The organism is Streptomyces sp. NPDC028991 (genome assembly GCF_055564775.1).
Genome location: NZ_JBVHVP010000008.1, coordinates 11,795 through 29,814, shown reverse-complemented (window position 1 = coordinate 29,814; position 18,020 = coordinate 11,795). Strand labels below are relative to the sequence as shown.

Here is an 18,020-nt window from a genome sequence, read left to right as displayed (position 1 = left end):
CACGCGGTGTCGTCCCTGCCCGACGGGTTCTCGCAGACCCGCCCGCAGACCCGCCCGCCGACCCGCCCGCAGACCCGCCCGCCGACCCGCCCGCAGACCCGCCCGCCGGCCAGGACCGAGGCGTCGGGCGTGGGCCGGGCCGCCGGTCGTTCACGGCTGCGGGCGGACGGTGAGCATCTGCTGCGCGTGCCCGACGGGGCCGTCCACGTCGTGCAGCACGGTGCTGGTGATGCCCTGACCCGTGGGACCGAAGACGACGGTGGTGTCCAGGCCGGTCCACCGGCCGCGCGGCGCGCGGTGCAGGTGCAGGGTCAGGTCGACGTTCGGGAACATCCACTCCGCCGGCGACCGCCGTACCGCGATGCCGTTGGCCGTGTCGACCAGCGCGACGTAGGACGCCAGCGGGCTCGCCGCCTCCCCGGCGACCAGGTCGAGCCCGGTGGAGACCCAGGCGGTGGTGCGGCCCGGCCGGGGCGGGGCGAGCGGGCGCACGTCCAGCGAGGCGATGTATCCGCCCGGCCACTCGGAGGCCATCGGCCAGGACGCGAGCGTCTCCGGCGCGGTGAGCCGGTCGGCGCCGCCACCGGCGACGGCGCTGGTGTCCACGTCGGCCAGCAGCCAGGCCCTGGCCCGCGCCACGGACCGGTCCGCGATGAGTACGGTCGCCTCCACCAGTTCGATGGTGCGTCCCGGCCGGATGGTCTCCACCCGTATCTCGCACTCGTCCAGTGCCGGCCGGCCGAGGATGTCGAAGCCGATGCGGCTCACTGACATGCTCGCACCGGCACGTCCGGCCAGGTGGCGGTCGACGGCGTGGACGATCAGGCCCCCGAGCGGACTGAAGTGCTGCTCGTCCGCGCTCCATGCCCCGCCGGCGTGAACGGTGGGCTTGTAGCGGTGCTCGTCGATGCGCTCGTAGTAGCTGTCCGGGTTCGCTGTGCCGCTGTTCGACGACCTGTTGTTCGGGGGACTGCTGTTCAACGGACTGCTCCCGGAGCGACGGTGGTGACGAGGGGAAGCCCCGGACGGCGGCGCCGGGGCCGCGGCCAGGATAGTTCGGCGGCGGGCGGCGGAGCCGGCGCCCCCGGAGGGGGCCCGGCCGGCCCGGCCGACGCGCGGCGCCGACGGGTCCCGCCCGAGTGGTGCGACCTCCGTGAGGGGCTCAGGCTGTTGAGGAGGCGGAAGGAGCGTGCATGGCGAGCGACGGGCACGGCCGGGAACCGGACGTCCTCGTGGTCGGGGGCGGCCTCGCCGGGCTGGCCTGCGCCTTCGGTCTCACCCGTGCCGGCCTGCGCGTCACGCTCCACGAGGCCTCCGACGAGGTCGGCGGGCGCATGCGCACGGACCGCCGGGACGGCTTTCTCCTGGACCGCGGCTTCCAGGTCTTCAACACCGCCTATCCGCAGGTCCGGCGGCTGCTGCCGCTGCGAAGGCTGCGCCTGCGGCCGTTCACGCCCGGTGTACTGGCCCACACGCCGTCCGGTGTCGCGCGTCTCACCGACCCGACCCGGCGCCCGCGCGAGGCCGGCGGTCTGCTGCCGGGCCGGGCCCCGGGAGCCCGCGACCTCATGGCACTGGCCGGCCTCACCGTCAAGGACGTACTGGCCCCCACCGCCCTGCTCGAACGAGGCCGGGACCGGACCACCGCCCAGGCCCTGGCGCGCGGCGGGCTGTCCCGCGACGCGGTGGACGACCTGCTGCGCCCTTTCCTGGCGGGCGTTTTCCTGGAAGCGGAACTGGAGACGTCGGCCCGCTTCTTCCACCTCGTGTGGCGCAGCATGGCCCGCGGCACCCTCTGCCTCCCGGCCCAGGGGATCGGCAGTGTGCCGCGGCTCCTGGCCGCCCGGCTCCCGGAGGGCACGGTACGGCTGGACTCGCCCGTCCGCAGCCTCACCGACGGGGGTGTGCTGCTCCAGGACGGCAGCGAGCGAGGCGCCGGCGCCGTGGTCGTGGCCACCGGCGCGGCCGCCGCGGCACGCCTGCTGCCGGGGCTCGACGTGCCGCCCGGCCGGACCGTCACCACCTACTACCACGCCACCGGGCGCTCACCGTTGCCCGAGCCGACCCTCGTGGTCGACAGCACGCTCGCCGTCCTCAACACCTGCGTGCTCACCGAGGTCAGCCCCACCTACGCCCCGCCGGGCACCGCGCTGGTCTCCACGTCGGTACTGGGCGCGGACGCGCCGGACGGTGAGAGCGCCGTCCGGCGGCGTGCGGCGGTGCTGTACGGCACCGACACGGCCGACTGGCAACCGGTCGCCACGTACACCGTCGAGGGCGCCCTTCCGGCGATGCGTCCCCCGTGGCCGTTGAACCGCGACACCCGCTGGGCCGAGGGGCGCTACGTGTGCGGGGACCACCGCGCCACCGGATCGGTCCAGGGGGCCCTGGCCTCCGGCAGCCGGGCGGCACGGGACGTCCTGGCGGACCTGCGGGACGGAACGCGCCCGAAGGACGCGCTTGCGGCGTACCACCAGGAAGACGGCTTCCGAACCTGACCCGTTCCCCGGTCTCCGCGAACGACCGGCAGACGAAGGAGTACCGAGATGGCGAAGAACCGCGACGAGCGCGACGATCCGAAGAAGGGCGACAGGGTCGCCTGGAACACCCACGGCACCCGGACCGAGGGGAAGGTGGAGAAGAAGATCACCGAGCGGACCGAGGCCGCGGGCCGCACGGTGGACGCGTCCCCGGAAGAACCGCAGTACCAGGTCCGCAGCGAGAAGTCGGGCAAGTCCGCGGTGCACAAGCCGTCCGCGCTGAAGAAGAGGAAGTGAACCGGCGTGGACGGCGAGGAGCGCGAGGAGACCTGGGACGGATTCCACGAACTGGTCAACATGACGCCGACCGAACTGGAGAAGTGGCTGGCCTTGGACCGGTCGCGGGACGTCGGACAGCACAAGGACGGGGGAGAGTCCACCGGGCACGCGTCCGGGCGGAGGATCGTCGGCATTCTGCGGACGAAGAAGGGCGACCTCTCGGACGACGACTACCAGCACATGCGCAAGGTCGTCGGCTACGTCCGCCGGCACCTGGCCCAGCGTCCCTCGGGCGATGTGCGGGACACCCGCTGGCGGTACTCGCTCATGAACTGGGGACACGACCCGCTGGCATGACGCCGTTCTCACGGACACCGCCACGCGTACCGATCCGCATTCGGTCCCGTACACGGAAAGGAACCGCCACGGTATGGAAGATCCGCACCGGCGCCCCGGAGGCCTCGGCGATCAGACGGTGGAAGCGCTCGGGTCCCTGTCGAAGGCGCTGGAGACGACCGAGCGAGCCCGTGGGCACCTGTTCTCCTTCCACCAGCTCACCGGCACGGCGGACCTCCAACTGGACCGCGCCGTGGCACTGCTGCGCGAGGCGGGCCACGCGGAGTGGGCGGAACGCGTGGAGAGGGAGATCGTCGGGCGCAACGTCATCCCGGGCCACTGGACGTTCCAGATCGTCGAGGCCTACGACCGGACGTACTACCAGGCGTTCCGGGACCTGGAGCGCGAGGCGGTGGAGCAACTGGCCGAGGGCCGCGACCATCTGTACGAGGCGGAGATGAAGGAAGCCCGCCGGACCCGCGACCACCCGGACCACACGGCCCGCCCCGACAGCCCCGACACCCGCACACCGAACAGCCCCTTCGACTGACGGCCGCCCGCGCCCGGGTAGCGCGCGCCGGGTTGAACGTGCCTGGGTTGGTGTACGTGCCTGGGGTGTACGCGCCTGGGTTTTGCGCGGCCCGCTCCGGCCCGGCAGCCGCCACGGCTCGGGCACGGCCACGGCCCGTCCGTCCTCGCAGGCCCGTCCCTCCAGCCCCCGCACCCGCCGCCCGCCGCCCGCCGCCCGCCGCCCGCCGCCCGCCGCCGGTCGTGCCGGCTGCTGTCTCAGGAAGCGGGGGCATCGTGAACCGGTCCGGGCACGGGGCCCCGTGCGGCGGCGCGGCCGATGTTGCGGGCCATGCCGCCGAACACCACGGAGTGGAAGGGCCACACGCTCCACCAGTAGGCGTGGCCCGCCAGCCCGTGCGGATGGAACAGGGCCCGCTGGCGGTACCGCGTCCGGCCCGCGTCGTCCGTCTCGGCGTACATCTCCAGCCACGCCAGTCCCGGCAGACGCATTTCCGCGCGCAGCCGGAGCAGACGGCCGGGAACGATCTCTTCCACCCGCCAGAAGTCGAGCGAGTCGCCGGCCCGCAGCCGGGCGGCGTCCCGGCGCCCGCGGCGCAGGCCGACGCCGCCCGCCAGCCGGTCCAGCCGGCCTCGTACCGCCCAGGCGAGCGGGAAGGAGTACCAGCCGTTGTCGCCGCCGACCCCCTCGATGACCCGCCACAGCGCGTCCGGCGGAGCGTCGACGGTCAGGGTGCGGTGGTCGGTGTAGAGGCTGCCGCCGGCCCAGTCGGGATCGGTGGGCAGCGGGTCACTGGGTGCGCCGGGCACGGAGGCGGACGACCAGCGGGTGGTGACCCGCGCCTCCCGTACGCGTCGCAGGGCCAGCCGGACGGCGTCGTCGAAGCCGAGCGGACAGCCCGGCGGGGCGGGCACGTACCGGACGATGTCGTTCTCGCGGCACACCACCTCGTGCCGCAACGACTCGGTCAGCGGGCGCGCGATGGCCGCGGGCACCGGGGTGACCAGGCCGACCCAGTGGCTGGACAGGCCGGGCGTGAGCATCGGCACGGGCAGGATCAGCCGCCGCGGCAGCTCGGCGATCCCGGCGTACCGGACCATCATGTCCCGGTAGGTGAGGATGTCCGGCCCGCCGACGTCGAAGGTGCGGGAGACGTCGGCCGGCATGCGCGCGCTCCCGACGAGGGCGCGCAGCACGTCCCGGACGGCGACCGGCTGGATGCGGGTGTGGACCCAGCTCGGCGTGACCATCACCGGCAGGCGCTCGGTGAGGTAGCGCAGCATCTCGAAGGAGGCCGACCCCGAGCCGATGACGACCGCGGCGCGCAGCACGGTCGTGGGCACGCCGGAGGCCAGCAGGACGCGGCCGACCTCCGCGCGGGAGCGCAGGTGCGGCGACAGGTCCAGCTCCGGCACACCCGGCGGTGTCAGGCCGCCGAGGTAGACGATGCGCCGCACTCCCGCCGCCTTGGCCCGTTCCGCGAAGACGCGCGCCGCCCGCCGGTCGGTCTCCTCGAAGTCCCCGCCGCCGCCCAGCGCGTGCACGAGGTAGTAGGCCACGTCGACGCCCTCCATCGCCGCGGCCACCGAGTCGGCGTCCGTGACGTCTCCGCGTACCACTTCCGCCTCCCCGGCCCAGGGGTGGTCGCGCAGCTTGTGCGGCGAGCGGGCCAGGCACCGCACCCGGTGCCCGGCGGCGAGGAGTTCCGGCACGAGCCGGCCGCCGATGTACCCCGTGGCACCGGTGACCAGACAGCGCAGTCCCGCCCCGTCTCTTCCGTCATCACGGTCACGGTCGTTGTCGTTGGCGCTGTCGCCGTCACCGCTCACGCGGCCGTGTACTTCGTTCATGGGGCAGGCTCCGTCTCGCACGGGAGGTCGTCGCGGTGATCACTTCCCGCTCGCCGGTCGCGGTGGATGCGCGACGGACCAGGTTGACCCTTCTATACGCTGATCACGTGGCGACAGCGAACCAGCGCGGACAGCACGCGCACGAGCGGGAAACCGGAGCCGGGGGCGAGGCGGGTGACCTGCACTCCCTCGCCGCGCAGCTCCGGAGGATGAACGGCGAGATCAACCGCCTCGTGCACGACTTCGCCGGCACACACGGACTGCACGCCACCGACGTCCAGGCACTCGCCGCGATCCTGGACGCGGCGGAGCCCATGACACCGGGGCGGCTGCGCGAGCACCTGGGGCTCACCTCGGGCGCGGTGACGGCGTGCGTGGACCGGCTGGAGCGTGCGGGGCACGTGCGCCGGGTCCGGGAGAGCGCCGACCGCCGGGTCGTCCATCTGCACTATGTGCCCGATGCCCGGGCGGCGGCCAGGACGTACTTCCGTCCCCTGGCCGAAGCGGCCTCGGCCACCTGCTCCCGCTTCGACGGCAGTGAACTGGCGGTCGTGGTCCGCTTCCTGACGGCGATGAACGAGGACCTGCGGCTGGCGCGGTCGGACGGCCGCTGATCTCCTGGCGCTCGGCGCAGCAGAGGGGGACACGTCGGGGGGGAGAAGCCGGTGTGTCACGATGGCAAACTAACTTGATCATTGAGATTGTTCATGAACGAGTGAGCTGGCAATCGAGCGATCGAGTGACTTCCAGTGCCGCTGAAGACCAGGAGACCCGAAGGCCGATGTCCATCCCCTCCCGACGAGCCCGCTGGCTCATCCCCGTCGTCCTGCTCCTGGTCTGGCTCGGCATCGGCGGGGCGCTCGGCCCGTACGCCGGGAAGCTCGGCGAGGTCGCCACCAACGACCAGAGCGCTTTCCTGCCCCGCAGTGCCGAGTCCACCCGGGTCGTCGACGCGCAGAAGGCCTTCCAGCAGGACGAGACCCTGCCCGTGATCGTCGTGTGGACCGCCGACGGCGGCGGTGCCGTCACCGAGCACCGGGCGGCGGCCACCCGGTCGGTCGCGGGTCTCGAAGGGCAGCCCGGAATCGTCGGCCCCGCGACGCCCGCCCTGCCCTCCGACGACGGCGAGGCCCTCCAAGCCGTCGTCCAGGTCGAACCCGACCTCGGCGACCGCCTGCCCGACGTCCTGGAGCACATCCGAGACGTCGCCGGGCAGGTCTCCGGAACCCGCGCGCAACTCGCCGGACCGGCCGCCACCCAGGCCGATCTCTCGGACGCCTTCTCGGGCATCGACGGGCTGCTGCTCGGCGTCGCACTGGTCACGGTGCTGGTGATCCTGCTGCTCGTCTACCGCAGCGTCCTGCTGCCCCTGGGCATCATCCTGGGCGCCGTCTTCGCACTGGCCCTTGCCTGCGCGATCGTCTACGCGCTCGCCGGCCGCGACGTCGTACGCGTCGACGGGCAGGTACAGGGCATCCTCTCCATCCTGGTGATCGGCGCCGCCACCGACTACGCACTCCTGCTCACCGCCCGCTTCCGTGAGGAACTCGCCCGGCATCCGGACCGGTTCGGCGCCATGCGTGCCGCACTGCGCGCGTCCTGGGGAGCCGTGGTCGCGAGCGCCGCGACCGTCGCCCTGGGCCTGCTGGCGCTGCTGCTCAGCGACCTGACCAACAACCGCGCGCTCGGACCCGTCGGTGCCATCGGCATCGTCTGTGCCGTACTGAGCACACTTACCTTCCTGCCGGCCGTCCTGGTCCTGCTCGGCCGCGCCGCCTACTGGCCGGCCAAGCCCGCCCGGACCGGCGGCCCGGAGGCCGGGCACCGCCTGTGGCACCGCATCGCCGAACGCGTGGACCGGGCCCCGCGCCGCATCTGGGCGGTCTCCCTCGCCGCGCTGCTGGCCTGCGCCGCCTTCGCGCCGACCCTCACGTCCAAGGGCGTGCCGCTGGACGAGATCTTCGTGAACGACGCTCCGTCCGTCACCGCCCAGCAGACCCTCGCGCGGCACTTCCCGGGCGGCTCCGGCAACCCTGCCGTGATCATCGCGGACGCCGACCGGGCGGACCCCGTCCTCGCGGCGGCCCGCGCCACCCGCGGTGTCGCCTCCGCCGCCGTGACGACCGGGTCCGGACGTCCCGGCGACGGCGCTCCGAAGGTGATCGACGGGCGCGTGCGGATCGACGCGACGCTCCAGGCGCCGGCGGACAGCGACGCCGCCAAGGGCACGGTGGCACGGCTCAGGTCGGCCGTCCACGACGTGCCCGGCGCGGACGCCCTCGTCGGCGGCTACACGGCCCAGCAGTACGACACCCAGCGCACCGCCGAACACGACCGCACGCTCATCGTGCCGGTGGTCCTCGCCATCATCCTGGTCATCCTGACCGTCCTGCTGCGCTCGCTGCTGATGCCGGTGCTGCTGGTGGCGACCGTGGCGCTCAACTTCGTGGCCACCCTCGGCGTCTCGGCGCTCGTCTTCACCCATGTGTTCGGCTTCAGCGGTACCGACGCGTCCGTCCCGTTGTACGGGTTCGTGTTCCTGGTCGCCCTCGGCGTGGACTACAACATCTTCCTCATGTCCCGGGTACGGCAGGAGTCGCTGGACCACGGGGTGCGGGAGGGCATCCTGCGGGGGCTGACCGCCACCGGTGGCGTGATCACCTCGGCCGGTGTCGTCCTCGCCGCCACCTTCGCCGCCCTCGGGGTGATCCCGCTGGCCTTCCTGGTGCAGATCGCCTTCATCGTGGCCTTCGGCGTCCTTCTGGACACGCTCGTCGTGCGCTCACTGCTGGTCCCGGCACTGGCCCGCGACATCGGTGCCGTCGCGTGGTGGCCCGGACGCCTCGGTCGCCGGTCACCGGACGGGGCGCCGGAGTCCGCCGCCGCACGCCCGGGAAGCGGCGACTGACTCCGCGTGCTCACCCGCGGGTGCGGTCGTCCTCGGCCGGTGCGAGGGGGCGCACCGTGCCGAGGAAGCGCCGGACGGCGATCTCGATGACCACCCGCTCCGGGTTGGCGCGGGGCTGCCGGTAGCGGGCCGCGTACCGGGCCTCCGCGTCGCGGACCGCCTCGGCGTCGTCCCGCACGGTCGCCACGCCCTCCAGGGTGGACCAGCGTCTGCCGTCCACCTGGCTGACGGCGACGACGGGACGTTCGGCGCGCCGGACGTTGCGCGCCTTCGCGGTGCCCCCGCTCGTGATGACGCGTGCCGTACGGGTGGCGTGGTCGTACGTCACCCCGACCGGGACCAGGTGCGGGGTCCCGTCGGCGCGCGGGGTCGACAGGAAGCACACCCGGCGCTCCTGCCAGAAACTCACGAACTCCGCGTCCGCGCCCGTGGGGTGCCGTTCCTCGGTGTTCATCGGATCTCCTTGCGTGAGCTGCGGGTGTGCCCGACCGGGACGGCATCGCCGGAGCCTCGCCCGGTCCGCGCGGTCGCGGCAGCCCCGGAGGCGTCCGGTGTCTTCGCCCCGGGCCGGCGACCAGGACGGCGGGGCCGCGCCTGGGCCCACAGCACGACGGCACCGCTCCCGTAGGGCACCCGCTCCCGTACGGCACCCGCTCCCGTACGGTGCACGGCGGCGGTCAGCGCCTCCGCCGGGAGGTCGCCGACCAGCATACGACGCACATTCGCTGCGAGTCGCCCGCCCTCCAGCTCCCCGCACCGCAGCGCCGTGTCCTCGGCCTCGCCTTCCACGGCGACCTGACGCACGCACGGATCGCCCGGCTGACCGGGTGGCCCTTCGGCACGGCGCGGAGCCTCCGTGACCTGCGTCCCGGAGGCTCCCTCGCGGCACCGCCGCAAGAGCGGTGCGAGCCATCGAGGAGGCTGACGCAAAAGGGCGGAAGGAACCCGCCAGTGGGTGACACCGGCCCGCCGAACGGGAAACCGTGTCCCGTAGGTCCGCGCGCACCGCCGACGGGACGGAGTACAGGCCATGGCCACCACGACAGGTGAGACCCGAGCGGCCACGACGGCACCGAGCAGCGTCCGGCTGCCCGGCATCGTCCTCGGCGTCGGACTCGGCGGCTTCGTCGACGGCATCCTGCTCCACCAGCTCCTCCAGTGGCACCACATGCTCACCAGCACCAACGACGACCGCATCGGCGTGAAGTACTACAACCCGAACACCGTCTCCGGGCTGGAGATGAACACCGTGTGGGACGGCATCTTCCACGCCGTGTGCTGGATCGCCGTCCTGCTCGGCCTGGCGCTCCTGTACTCCCGGGTCACACACAACCGGCGCGCGGTGTGGGCGTCACGGGTGCTGTGGGGCTGGATCCTGGCCGGGTGGGGCCTGTTCAACCTGGTCGAAGGCGTTCTCGACCACCACGTCCTGGGCATCCACCACGTGTACGCAGGCCCGCACCAGGCATGGTGGGACGCCGGTTTCCTCGTCCTCGGAGCCCTCTTCCTGATCGGTGGCCACCTGCTCCAGCGCGGTGGACGACCGTTCGATCCCGACGCCCCCCGCGGCACCGCAGGGGCCGAAGGCCGGGTCTGATGGACGGCACGCAAGGGAGCTCACACGCCGGCACGGGCGACGGCACACACGACGGCACGCGCCCCGCGCACCCCCACGGCCCCGGCGACGGTCCCGGCAGCGGCGACGGCGTACTCGAGGCGGCACCCACCCTGCTGGTCCTGACGATCCTCCTCGCCGCGACCGTCGGCTACCTGCTCGCCGTACGCCGGTCCCGTCGCCGCAACCCGGTCCAGGGCTGGAGCGGTTGGCGGTCGGCATCGTTCCTCGGCGGGCTGGCGCTCCTGGCCGTCGCCCTGCTGCCCCCACTGGGGCCGGCCGCCCACACCGACTTCCGGGGACACATGGCCCAGCACATGCTGATCGGCATGTACGCCCCACTGGCACTCGTGCTGGCCGCGCCGGTCACACTGGCGCTGCGCACCCTGCCACCGGCCGGCGCCCGCCGGGTGACCACCCTGCTGCACAGCCGTCCCGCGCGGCTGGTCACCCACCCCGCCGTGGCGCTCGTGCTGAGCACCGGCACCCTGGGACTGCTGTACTTCACCCCGCTCTACGGCGCGGCGATGAGCCACCCCGCGGGACACTGGCTGATGAACGTCCACTTCCTGGTCTCCGGGTGCCTCTTCGCCCACGCCGTCGCCGGCCCCGATCCGGCGCCCGCGCGGCCCGGCGTTCCGGCCCGGCTGGTGTACCTGGGCGTCGCGATCGCCGCCCACGCCCTGATCGCCCAGGCGATGTACGGCGGGTTCTTCGTGCACATCCACGCGCCCGTCGACCAGGTCCGGCAGGGTGCGGAGATCATGTACTACGCCGGGGACGTCGCCGAACTCCTGCTCGCCGCGGCACTGGTGGCCACCTGGCGGCCCGAGCGCCGCAGCCGGCGCCCGGGGGCCGTCCCGGGAGCCGTCCCGGCGAGCCCGGCCTCAGGCGGCGTCCCGGTCGGATGAGCGCTGTCCGGCCCGTCCGCCGTGTTCGGCGGGTCCCCGGCGTGCGGCCGGCTTCCGCTTCCGGGCCGGCGGGGCCCCGCCGGCCCGGCCGCCCGGAACGAGACGCAGGTGTCGGCGCCGGGCGTGCCGGGCCGGGGCCGGGTCGCCGAAGAGCCGGTCCTCCAGGTACGTCATGGTGAACAGCAGCAGCCCCAGTCCGGGCAGCAGCAGGACGGCAACGGTAACCACGCCGCAGATCCCCCTCCGCTGTGGATGACTCCCTTCCGGGTGCCCTGGCCCGCGCCGGTGATGGGCCGGTACCGGGTGAAGACTGGGCAACCTTCGGACATAAGGGGTGAATGGCGGAGACGCGACGACCGCGCCGGGCGTCATGTTCGAGCCGTCCGTGGGTAGGCGGGCCCGACGGCAGAGACGAAACCCCCGACGAACGGAGCACTCGAGCCGATGTCGCACACCTCCCCGCCCATCGGCCCGGCCGCCGATCCGCAGCTGGCGGTCTCGTGGTCGGACTGGATCGGCGACCACACCGCGGCCCTGATCGGGATACCGCTGCGCATCGCGCTCATCGTCGTCGTCCTGCTGGTGGTGCGTGTGGTGGCCAAGCGGGCCATCACCCGGGTCGTCCAGCGCGTGCTGGAACCGTCGGCGGGCGAGTCCGAGCGCAGCCGGCCCCGGCGGCCGGGGCGCGGAGCCGCCGTGCTGCACCGCGACCGGTCCCGGGCGCGGCAACGCCGTGAACAGCGGGCCCGCACGATCGGCTCGGTGCTCAGCAGCGCGGTCACCATCGTGCTGTTCATGGTCGGCGTGGCCATGGTGCTCGACCAGGTCGGCATCGCACTGGGACCGCTGCTGGCCAGTGCCGGAGTGGTGGGCCTGGCGATCGGTTTCGGCGCGCAGAGTCTGGTCGCCGACTACCTGTCAGGCCTGCTGATCATGGTGGAGGACCAGTACGGCGTCGGCGACTCGGTCGACCTCGGGGAGGCCGTCGGTGAGGTGGAGCACGTCGGCCTGCGGCTGACGCACGTACGCGACCTCAACGGCGGCCTGTGGCACATCCGCAACGGCGAGATCCTGCGGGTCCGCAACGACAGCCAGGAATGGGCGCGCGCCGTCCTGGACGTCGCCGTGGCCTACGACGCGAACCTCGACACCGTCTACCGCGTGCTGGAGGAGGCCGGCCGCGCCCTGCGCCGGGACCCGGACTTCGGGGACCTCCTGCTCGAGGACCCCGCGGTGTGGGGCGTGCAGTCCCTGGACGCCGACGGCGTGCTCGTGCGCCTCGCGGTCAAGACCGTGCCGCTCCAGCAGTGGGGCGTCACCCGCGAGCTGCGCCGCCGGGTCAAGGGCGCCCTGGACGAGGCGGGCATCGACATCCCCTTCCCGCAGCGGACGGTATGGGTGCGCACCGACGCCCCGGACTCCGTGCCCGGCGCCCTCACGCGCTGACTCGCGGGGCGCGCAGGAGCCGATCCGGGGCGCGCAGGAGTCGCTCACGGGGCGGGGGAGTGGCGATCTTTGCCGGAACGGCAAAGAACTTTGTCACTCCGGCTCCGGCCGGTGCAGCCTGCACATGAGCAGGCGGGCGGCCGTCGCGCGACCTGCCGAGCAGACGACCCCGTCCGTCCCAGGAGGCACCATGACCGACACCCCCGCCCCGCCCCCCGCCGCGGAGTTCTGGGAAGCCCGCTACCGCGACACCGACCGCGTCTGGAGCGGTCGCCCCAACGACCTGCTGGTCCGCGAGGCGAGCGACCTCGCTCCCGGCACCGCGCTGGACCTCGGCTGCGGCGAAGGGGCTGACGCCGTGTGGCTGGCCGCACGCGGCTGGCGGGTCACCGGCGTGGACATCTCCGGCACCGCGCTGGAACGCGCCGCCGGGCACGCCGCCGACGCGGGGATCGGTGACCGCGTCACCTGGGAACGCCACGAGCTGGGCCGGTCGTTCCCCGAGGGTTCCTTCGACCTGGTGAGCGCCCACTACCTCCAGTCCCCGGTCGCGCTCGACCAGCAGACCGTCCTGCGGGACGCCACCCGCGCCGTGGCGGACGGCGGCACCCTGCTGCTCGTCCTGCACGCCGGCTGGCCCTCCTGGCAGACCGAACCGCCCTTCGACGCCGTCTTCCCCACCCTGGACGGGATCCTCGCCGAACTCGCCCTCCCGGACGGCGAGTGGAGCGTCGAGACCAAGGAGACCGTCCGCCGGCCGAGCGCCTCGCCCGAGGGTGTCGAAGGCTTCCGCGAGGACCACGTCTGGCGCCTGCGGCGGCTGTGACGGCACCGGTGTCCTCCGGCACCGGTACGCGTCCGGTACCGGTACGTGTCCGGTACCGGTTCTCGTCCGGCGCCGCCGTCCCCCGTTTCCCGCGGGGGAGGCCGGGGCACCGGAGGCCGGGGGAGCGGCTCGCGCCGCCGGTCCATCCCACCGCCTCCGCCTACCCGGTCGGCGCGCGGGTGCGGCACGCGGAGTGGGGGCGACGGCACGGTGCTGAGCGAGGACGGCGACCGCATCACCGTACTGTTCGACCGGGCCGGCTACCGCACCCTGTCCCTGGAGGCCCTGGCCGGCCGCGACGACCTGCTCACGGTGCTGTCGCGAGAGGGTGACGGCGTGTCACCCGCGTGACGCGTCCCGCTCCGCCGGGGACGGACCCGCCGGGCCTGCCCTCCGCCGCCTCCGCCGCCTCCGCCGCGCGGTGCCCCGCCCAGGCCCGTTCGCGCGGCTCCTGGTGCGTGGTGGCCGCCGTCGTCGGCAACGGCGTGGAACCCGTCCGGGTGCGAAGACCGGCACTGAGCGGCACCTCGCCCCCCGCCCGAGCCGAGGTCGCCGGTCTGCCGGGACCGCGCCTCCGACACTCGCCGCATCAGCGCCTCGATCGCCCATGACGACGACCGGACGGAGGAGGGCCTGCGGGCGAGACGATCAGCCCGTGTCCGCCGGGCGGACGCCGCCGCCCCGTCGGTCCGGACGCCGCGCGTGGTGCGCATCGCACAGAAGATGCCGGTTTCAACGGAAATGTTGAAGAAGTTACCTCCTGAGAATTTTGAGAAGAGAGGCATGCTTTGTGACTTCCCGGACACCTGTGGTGTGAAGGCCTTTGGCTACCAGAGGGAGATGGTGAAATGCCTTCCAAGGACAAGGTGCTCGAGGAAGTCCGCACCGAGAACATCGACATCGAAGCGGTACTCGACCCCGCCGAGCCCGACGGAGTCTTCCGCGACAGCCGCGAGTGCGCCGCGCTCGCCCTCCAGTCCGGAGGTACCACCCTGCTGCTCTCGCCGCCGACCCCGCGCCCGAAGAAGGGTTGACGGACCGACGGGAGCAGTGAGATGGAGCAGTCGAGCACGTCAGCCCTTCTCCAGGGAACGGTGCTGGAACTCGCTTCCGACGTGGTCTCCGCTCTTCGGAGCGGAGACCACGTGCGAGCGGGGAGCACCATGTCCCAGGACGGTGCGGGCGAAGGTGTCGTACGTGCGGCGGTACGGGTTCTGGGCGCCGACGCGCTCTTGCCCACCGCCCTCCTGCGCCTTCCGCCCGACCCCGGACAACTCGCCGTGTTCAAGGACGCCGTGGCGGCCCATCCGCCGCGCGCCGACGCGGCCCCCGCCGTCGTGTGGAGCCACTGGGCCATGGCCCGTGCCCTGCGCCGGCTCGAACAACCCCTGACCGCCCCGCTCGCCGACGATCCGGGCGCCGAACCCGACGCCGGCTGGCTCGACGACGCGAGTTGGCAGCTCCTGACCCACCAGCTCGCCGTACTCGCCCCGCTCGCGCTGCCCGGCGAGGAGTGCGCGGTGACCCGTGCGGCCCGGCGCCGCCCGGTGGACGTCGCCCGCGGCTTCGTACGGGCGGTACGCCGCCGTGACTGGCAGCAGGCGGCCGGCGCCGGTCGCTGGCTCACCCTCCTGGACGGGGTGCCGGACACCCTCGGCCTGGAGACCGGACTCGACTTCGTACGGCTCATGGGCGGCAGCGACCCGCGGGTGGCCCTGCAACTGGAGGCGGCGCGGCTGATGCCCGCCGGAGTGCTCCTGTGACCGTCCGGGAGGTCGAGGAGGCCGCCCTGGCCTGGGTGTGGACCCACCGCGACCGGTTCGCCCTCGGCGACGACGCGCTGGCGGCCGACGGCCAGGTGAACCGCACCTGGAAGCCACTGGGCGAACTGGCCCAGGTCTGCGCGTCCGTCGCCGCCCGCACCCCGCCGTCGGACCCGCTGCACCCCCGCGTGTCCGGCCTGCTGGACTTCGCCTGGCAGCAGACCCGCCGGGGCGAACTCTTCCTGTTGATGCAGTCGCTCGAGCCCTTCGCCACCTACCCGCTGGAGGTCTACGCGGCCTTCGCCTCGGCCGGTCACCGGCACACCGGGTACGAGGCCTCCGCGGCCGTGGTGGCCCGGACCCGCGGCTGGCGGCTGACCGAGCAGTACCCCACCCGGCGGCTCGGCGTCATCGAGGCCGAACGACGCAGCGGCCTGATCCCCCACGACCGGGCGCCCAAGGCGCTGGGCCGCACCTGGCTGGGCGGCCTGCCGGAGCCCTGGACCTTCGAACGCGCGGCCGGTTACGCCCTCACCCACGTCGTCTTCCACCTCACCGAATGGGGGCGCACCCCCCAGGGAGTGCCGCCGGACCTGGCGGACTACCTCCTGCACTGGCTGCCGCCCTGGCTCGACACCTGCCTGGAGGCCCGGATGTGGGACCTGAGCTGCGAGTTGCTGGCGGTGGCGGCGAGCGTGCCGCGCCCCCCGGAGCCGGCCGTCCTGGAGGACGCCTGGCAGCGCGTCGAGGAGGCACAGCACGCGTCCGGCGCGATCCCCGAGGAGGGTGTCATCCAGGATGCCGCCGGGTCCGCCGACGGCTCGGATGCGGGCTCGGATCCCTACGCCTTCACCGACTGCTACCACTCCACGCTGATGGCCGCGTTCGCGGCGGCCCTCACCACCGCACGGCTGAGGGACGTGGACCACGCCGGACAAGGAGCGCCGGGATGACGGACACCCGCCTGATCCACCGCGTCGGAGTCGGTGCCCTGGAGTGGCTGTGGGCCCACCGCGACGGCTTCCGGCTGGAGCCGGACGTGGACCCCGAGATCGGCTTCCTGGAACGCTTCAAGCCCATCGGCGAACTCGCCCTGATCTGCAAGGTGCTCTTCCGCGAGGGCGTCGCCGGGTCCCGGCAGGCCCAACTGGCCCGCCAACTGCTCGACCACACCTGGCGCGAAACCCTGGACGGCGGCCGCATGCTGCTGCGCGGGCAGCGCCTCGAGCCGTTCTCACCCGTCCCCTTCGAGGTGTACCTCCCGTTCAGGGAACTGGGCTACAGCCAGCCCGAGGTGGAGCGGGCCACGGTGCTCAACCACCGGCTGGACAGCTGGACGCGGTTCCCCGTGACACCGACCCGGCGTCTGGGCCTGTCCGCCTTCCAGCGCCGCTTCGGGCTCGCGGCCAGGCCGCCCGAGGCCGACCTGGTGGGCACCACCTGGCTGGCCGGCACCCCCGAACCGTGGACGGTGGAGGGCCACACCGCCTACGACATCACCCACACCGTCTTCCACCTCACCGACTGGGGCGAGAGGTCCGACGGCCTGCCGCCGGCCATCGCCGACTACCTCGCCACCTGGCTCCCGGTCTGGATCGACGACTGGCTCGACCTCGAACGCTGGGACCTGCTCGGCGAGCTCCTCGTCGTCGACGCCTGCCTGCCCCGGCCCACCCTCGACGAGGCCGCCTGGCGGGGCTTCGCCGCCGCGCAGCAGCCGGACGGCGCCATGCCCGCCGTCCGGACGATGCCCGAGGGCGACCCCGAGGAGGTGTTCGACATCGTCTACCACCCGACGCTGGTCGCCGCCTTCGCCTCGCTGCTCGCCACCTCCCGCGCCCTCGCCGAACTGGCGCACACCGGCTCATGACGGGCCGCGCCGCGCCCTGGCCGGGCGAACCCGCCACCGGCCAGGAGGGCACCCCGCCGCGGTACGCACGCTCCGTACCCGCCGACGAGGCGGCCCTGCGCGAACGGCTCGCCGACGCCGTCCACGCGTCCGACGCGCCCGACGTCGTCTTCGCCGTCCACCGGAACGGCCGGCGCACCCTGCACACCGGCGGCACCGCCCCGCCCCCCGCCGTCCCCCGCGAGGACCTGCGCTACGAGATCGGGTCGGCCTCCAAGACCTTCACGGGACTGCTCCTGACCCGGCTGATCCGGAACGGCGCGCTCACCGGGGGCGAACCGGCCGCCGCCTGTCTGGACCCCGCCCGGCCGGCCGGTCCCGACCCCGTGACGCTCGCCCACCTCATCACCCACACGTCGGGACTGCCCGCCCTGCCGGCCGACTTCGTCCCCCGCGGCCTGCCCGCCTGGCGCACCAATCCCTACGCCCGCTACCCGGCCGAGCGGCTGACCGGAACCTTCCTGCGGCACCGCCCCAGGCACCGCCCCGGAACCCGCTGGCACTACTCCAACTACGGCGTCTCCGTACTCGGGCACGCCGTCGCCGCGGCCACCGGCACGGCATGGGAGGACCTGCTCACCGCGTACGTCCTGCGCCCGCTCGGGCTGAGCGGTACGGCCCTGCGCGCGGAGGACCGGAAGACCGACGCCACGGGGCACCGCAAGGACGGCCGCACCCCCGTCCCCGCCTTCGACGCGGGCGGCTTCCAGGCCGCCGGGGCCGTCCGGTCCACCCCGCACGACCTGCTCGCCTTCCTCGAGGCCCACCTGGACCCGGCCGGCTCCCCGGCCGCCGGCGCGCTGCGCGCGGTACGCGTGCCGGTACTCAGGCGCGGACTGGGGCACCGGCACGTGCACACCGTGGCGTGGTTCCGGCACCCCACCGACGGCGGGCCGATGTACTTCCACAGCGGCGCCACCCTCGGCCAGCAGGCGTTCCTGGGCTTCCGGCCCGACACCGGCACGGCCCTGGCCGCGGTGTGCACCCGGCGCTTCCGGGCCCGCGACCCGTTCATCGCCACCGCCTACGCGTTCCTCGCCGGGGAATGACGAAGGCGCGGGGGCGCCCCCAACGGCGGCCCCCCGCCACCACCCCCCCGAGGCGGCTCCCCACCCCTCAAAAACAATTCCACCGAGCCAGAGTCTTCTCCCACAACCCAACACCCCTA

At 73.7% G+C, this 18,020-nt stretch carries 21 protein-coding genes; 16 read left to right on the top strand and 5 right to left on the bottom strand.

The features are described 5' to 3' along the window. Nucleotides 1-150: 150 nt before the first annotated feature. Nucleotides 151-981: a thioesterase family protein gene (locus ACZ4V1_RS18200; RefSeq protein ID WP_468336595.1), complete on the bottom strand. Its 831-nt coding sequence runs from the start codon at nt 979-981 to the stop codon at nt 151-153. A 212-nt stretch (nt 982-1,193) separates the two neighbouring features. On the opposite strand from ACZ4V1_RS18200, the gene ACZ4V1_RS18195 reads away from it, so the two are divergent. From ACZ4V1_RS18195 to ACZ4V1_RS18180, 4 genes are all read left to right on the top strand, one after another. Then, nucleotides 1,194-2,498 carry an NAD(P)/FAD-dependent oxidoreductase gene (locus tag ACZ4V1_RS18195; protein WP_468336592.1) on the top strand — a complete coding sequence of 435 codons (1,305 nt, stop codon included), beginning with the start codon at nt 1,194-1,196 and terminating at the stop codon, nt 2,496-2,498. Between the two features lie 48 nt (nt 2,499-2,546). Next, nucleotides 2,547-2,777 carry a hypervirulence associated TUDOR domain-containing protein gene (locus ACZ4V1_RS18190; protein WP_468336589.1) on the top strand — a complete coding sequence of 77 codons (231 nt, stop codon included), beginning with the start codon at nt 2,547-2,549 and terminating at the stop codon, nt 2,775-2,777. Between the two features lie 6 nt (nt 2,778-2,783). Next, a complete protein-coding gene (locus ACZ4V1_RS18185; RefSeq protein ID WP_468336586.1) occupies nt 2,784-3,116 on the top strand; it encodes a DUF3140 domain-containing protein in 333 nt (110 codons plus the stop codon). A 73-nt stretch (nt 3,117-3,189) separates the two neighbouring features. After that, complete coding sequence (locus tag ACZ4V1_RS18180; RefSeq protein ID WP_468336583.1) at nt 3,190-3,645, top strand: hypothetical protein; 456 nt, start codon at nt 3,190-3,192, stop codon at nt 3,643-3,645. A 236-nt stretch (nt 3,646-3,881) separates the two neighbouring features. Here the strand turns inward: ACZ4V1_RS18180 and ACZ4V1_RS18175 are convergent, their stop codons facing one another. Continuing rightward, nucleotides 3,882-5,474: an SDR family oxidoreductase gene (locus ACZ4V1_RS18175; protein ID WP_468336580.1), complete on the bottom strand. Its 1,593-nt coding sequence runs from the start codon at nt 5,472-5,474 to the stop codon at nt 3,882-3,884. 107 nt (nt 5,475-5,581) lie between these two features. Here ACZ4V1_RS18175 and ACZ4V1_RS18170 point away from each other — a divergent pair, with 107 nt between their 5' ends. Both ACZ4V1_RS18170 and ACZ4V1_RS18165 read left to right on the top strand, forming a co-directional pair. After that, the gene (locus ACZ4V1_RS18170; RefSeq protein WP_468336577.1) at nt 5,582-6,088 is read left to right on the top strand and encodes a MarR family winged helix-turn-helix transcriptional regulator; all 507 of its coding nucleotides are present in this window, start codon (nt 5,582-5,584) and stop codon (nt 6,086-6,088) included. Between the two features lie 167 nt (nt 6,089-6,255). Next, on the top strand, nt 6,256-8,382 hold the full coding sequence (locus ACZ4V1_RS18165) for an MMPL family transporter (RefSeq protein ID WP_468336574.1): 2,127 nt from the start codon (nt 6,256-6,258) through the stop codon (nt 8,380-8,382). A 10-nt stretch (nt 8,383-8,392) separates the two neighbouring features. Here ACZ4V1_RS18165 and ACZ4V1_RS18160 read toward each other — a convergent pair whose 3' ends face one another. Both ACZ4V1_RS18160 and ACZ4V1_RS18155 read right to left on the bottom strand, forming a co-directional pair. After that, the gene (locus tag ACZ4V1_RS18160; RefSeq protein ID WP_468336570.1) at nt 8,393-8,836 is read right to left on the bottom strand and encodes a PPOX class F420-dependent oxidoreductase; all 444 of its coding nucleotides are present in this window, start codon (nt 8,834-8,836) and stop codon (nt 8,393-8,395) included. Further along, nucleotides 8,833-9,186 (bottom strand): hypothetical protein, encoded by a 354-nt coding sequence (locus ACZ4V1_RS18155; RefSeq protein WP_468336567.1) that lies wholly within the window; start codon nt 9,184-9,186, stop codon nt 8,833-8,835. Before ACZ4V1_RS18155 ends, ACZ4V1_RS18160 begins: the two co-directional genes overlap by 4 nt. A gap of 226 nt (nt 9,187-9,412) precedes the next feature. On the opposite strand from ACZ4V1_RS18155, the gene ACZ4V1_RS18150 reads away from it, so the two are divergent. Next, nucleotides 9,413-9,979 carry a DUF2243 domain-containing protein gene (locus tag ACZ4V1_RS18150; RefSeq protein WP_468336564.1) on the top strand — a complete coding sequence of 189 codons (567 nt, stop codon included), beginning with the start codon at nt 9,413-9,415 and terminating at the stop codon, nt 9,977-9,979. Then, complete coding sequence (locus tag ACZ4V1_RS18145) at nt 9,979-10,908, top strand: cytochrome c oxidase assembly protein (protein ID WP_468336561.1); 930 nt, start codon at nt 9,979-9,981, stop codon at nt 10,906-10,908. Before ACZ4V1_RS18150 ends, ACZ4V1_RS18145 begins: the two co-directional genes overlap by 1 nt. Here ACZ4V1_RS18145 and ACZ4V1_RS18140 read toward each other — a convergent pair. Next, nucleotides 10,885-11,136 carry a hypothetical protein gene (locus ACZ4V1_RS18140; protein WP_468336558.1) on the bottom strand — a complete coding sequence of 84 codons (252 nt, stop codon included), beginning with the start codon at nt 11,134-11,136 and terminating at the stop codon, nt 10,885-10,887. The two genes, ACZ4V1_RS18145 and ACZ4V1_RS18140, sit on opposite strands and share 24 nt — an antisense overlap. Nucleotides 11,137-11,352: 216 nt before the next feature. Here ACZ4V1_RS18140 and ACZ4V1_RS18135 point away from each other — a divergent pair, with 216 nt between their 5' ends. The 8 genes from ACZ4V1_RS18135 to ACZ4V1_RS18100 all read left to right on the top strand — a co-directional run bounded on the left by ACZ4V1_RS18135 (nt 11,353) and on the right by ACZ4V1_RS18100 (nt 17,901). Then, complete coding sequence (locus ACZ4V1_RS18135) at nt 11,353-12,354, top strand: mechanosensitive ion channel family protein (protein ID WP_468336555.1); 1,002 nt, start codon at nt 11,353-11,355, stop codon at nt 12,352-12,354. A gap of 190 nt (nt 12,355-12,544) precedes the next feature. Continuing rightward, on the top strand, nt 12,545-13,180 hold the full coding sequence (locus ACZ4V1_RS18130) for a class I SAM-dependent methyltransferase (protein WP_468336552.1): 636 nt from the start codon (nt 12,545-12,547) through the stop codon (nt 13,178-13,180). A 210-nt stretch (nt 13,181-13,390) separates the two neighbouring features. After that, nucleotides 13,391-13,531 carry a hypothetical protein gene (locus ACZ4V1_RS18125; RefSeq protein WP_468336549.1) on the top strand — a complete coding sequence of 47 codons (141 nt, stop codon included), beginning with the start codon at nt 13,391-13,393 and terminating at the stop codon, nt 13,529-13,531. 497 nt (nt 13,532-14,028) lie between these two features. Then, on the top strand, nt 14,029-14,214 hold the full coding sequence (locus ACZ4V1_RS18120; protein ID WP_468336546.1) for a hypothetical protein: 186 nt from the start codon (nt 14,029-14,031) through the stop codon (nt 14,212-14,214). 21 nt (nt 14,215-14,235) lie between these two features. After that, nucleotides 14,236-14,943, top strand: coding sequence for a hypothetical protein (locus ACZ4V1_RS18115; protein ID WP_468336544.1), 708 nt, complete (start codon nt 14,236-14,238; stop codon nt 14,941-14,943). Further along, on the top strand, nt 14,940-15,896 hold the full coding sequence (locus ACZ4V1_RS18110; RefSeq protein WP_468336542.1) for a DUF6895 family protein: 957 nt from the start codon (nt 14,940-14,942) through the stop codon (nt 15,894-15,896). The genes ACZ4V1_RS18115 and ACZ4V1_RS18110 overlap by 4 nt, the downstream gene beginning before the upstream one ends. After that, entirely contained in the window at nt 15,893-16,813 is a 921-nt protein-coding gene (locus ACZ4V1_RS18105) for a DUF6895 family protein (RefSeq protein ID WP_468336539.1), read from the top strand. Before ACZ4V1_RS18110 ends, ACZ4V1_RS18105 begins: the two co-directional genes overlap by 4 nt. Then, on the top strand, nt 16,810-17,901 hold the full coding sequence (locus tag ACZ4V1_RS18100; RefSeq protein WP_468336536.1) for a serine hydrolase domain-containing protein: 1,092 nt from the start codon (nt 16,810-16,812) through the stop codon (nt 17,899-17,901). The genes ACZ4V1_RS18105 and ACZ4V1_RS18100 overlap by 4 nt, the downstream gene beginning before the upstream one ends. Nucleotides 17,902-18,020 lie beyond the last annotated feature (119 nt).

Bases quoted from the DNA above. Each gene is read 5' to 3' on its own strand.
- ACZ4V1_RS18150 (WP_468336564.1), top strand. From the start codon at position 9,413: ATGGCCACCACGACAGGTGAGACCCGAGCGGCCACGACGGCACCGAGC.
- ACZ4V1_RS18100 (WP_468336536.1), top strand. From the start codon at position 16,810: ATGACGGGCCGCGCCGCGCCCTGGCCGGGCGAACCCGCCACCGGCCAG.
- ACZ4V1_RS18175 (WP_468336580.1), bottom strand. From the start codon at position 5,474: ATGAACGAAGTACACGGCCGCGTGAGCGGTGACGGCGACAGCGCCAAC.
- ACZ4V1_RS18160 (WP_468336570.1), bottom strand. From the start codon at position 8,836: ATGAACACCGAGGAACGGCACCCCACGGGCGCGGACGCGGAGTTCGTG.
- ACZ4V1_RS18115 (WP_468336544.1), top strand. From the start codon at position 14,236: ATGGAGCAGTCGAGCACGTCAGCCCTTCTCCAGGGAACGGTGCTGGAA.
- ACZ4V1_RS18145 (WP_468336561.1), top strand. From the start codon at position 9,979: ATGGACGGCACGCAAGGGAGCTCACACGCCGGCACGGGCGACGGCACA.
- ACZ4V1_RS18120 (WP_468336546.1), top strand. From the start codon at position 14,029: ATGCCTTCCAAGGACAAGGTGCTCGAGGAAGTCCGCACCGAGAACATC.
- ACZ4V1_RS18130 (WP_468336552.1), top strand. From the start codon at position 12,545: ATGACCGACACCCCCGCCCCGCCCCCCGCCGCGGAGTTCTGGGAAGCC.
- ACZ4V1_RS18190 (WP_468336589.1), top strand. From the start codon at position 2,547: ATGGCGAAGAACCGCGACGAGCGCGACGATCCGAAGAAGGGCGACAGG.
- ACZ4V1_RS18180 (WP_468336583.1), top strand. From the start codon at position 3,190: ATGGAAGATCCGCACCGGCGCCCCGGAGGCCTCGGCGATCAGACGGTG.
- ACZ4V1_RS18135 (WP_468336555.1), top strand. From the start codon at position 11,353: ATGTCGCACACCTCCCCGCCCATCGGCCCGGCCGCCGATCCGCAGCTG.
- ACZ4V1_RS18195 (WP_468336592.1), top strand. From the start codon at position 1,194: ATGGCGAGCGACGGGCACGGCCGGGAACCGGACGTCCTCGTGGTCGGG.
- ACZ4V1_RS18165 (WP_468336574.1), top strand. From the start codon at position 6,256: ATGTCCATCCCCTCCCGACGAGCCCGCTGGCTCATCCCCGTCGTCCTG.
- ACZ4V1_RS18105 (WP_468336539.1), top strand. From the start codon at position 15,893: ATGACGGACACCCGCCTGATCCACCGCGTCGGAGTCGGTGCCCTGGAG.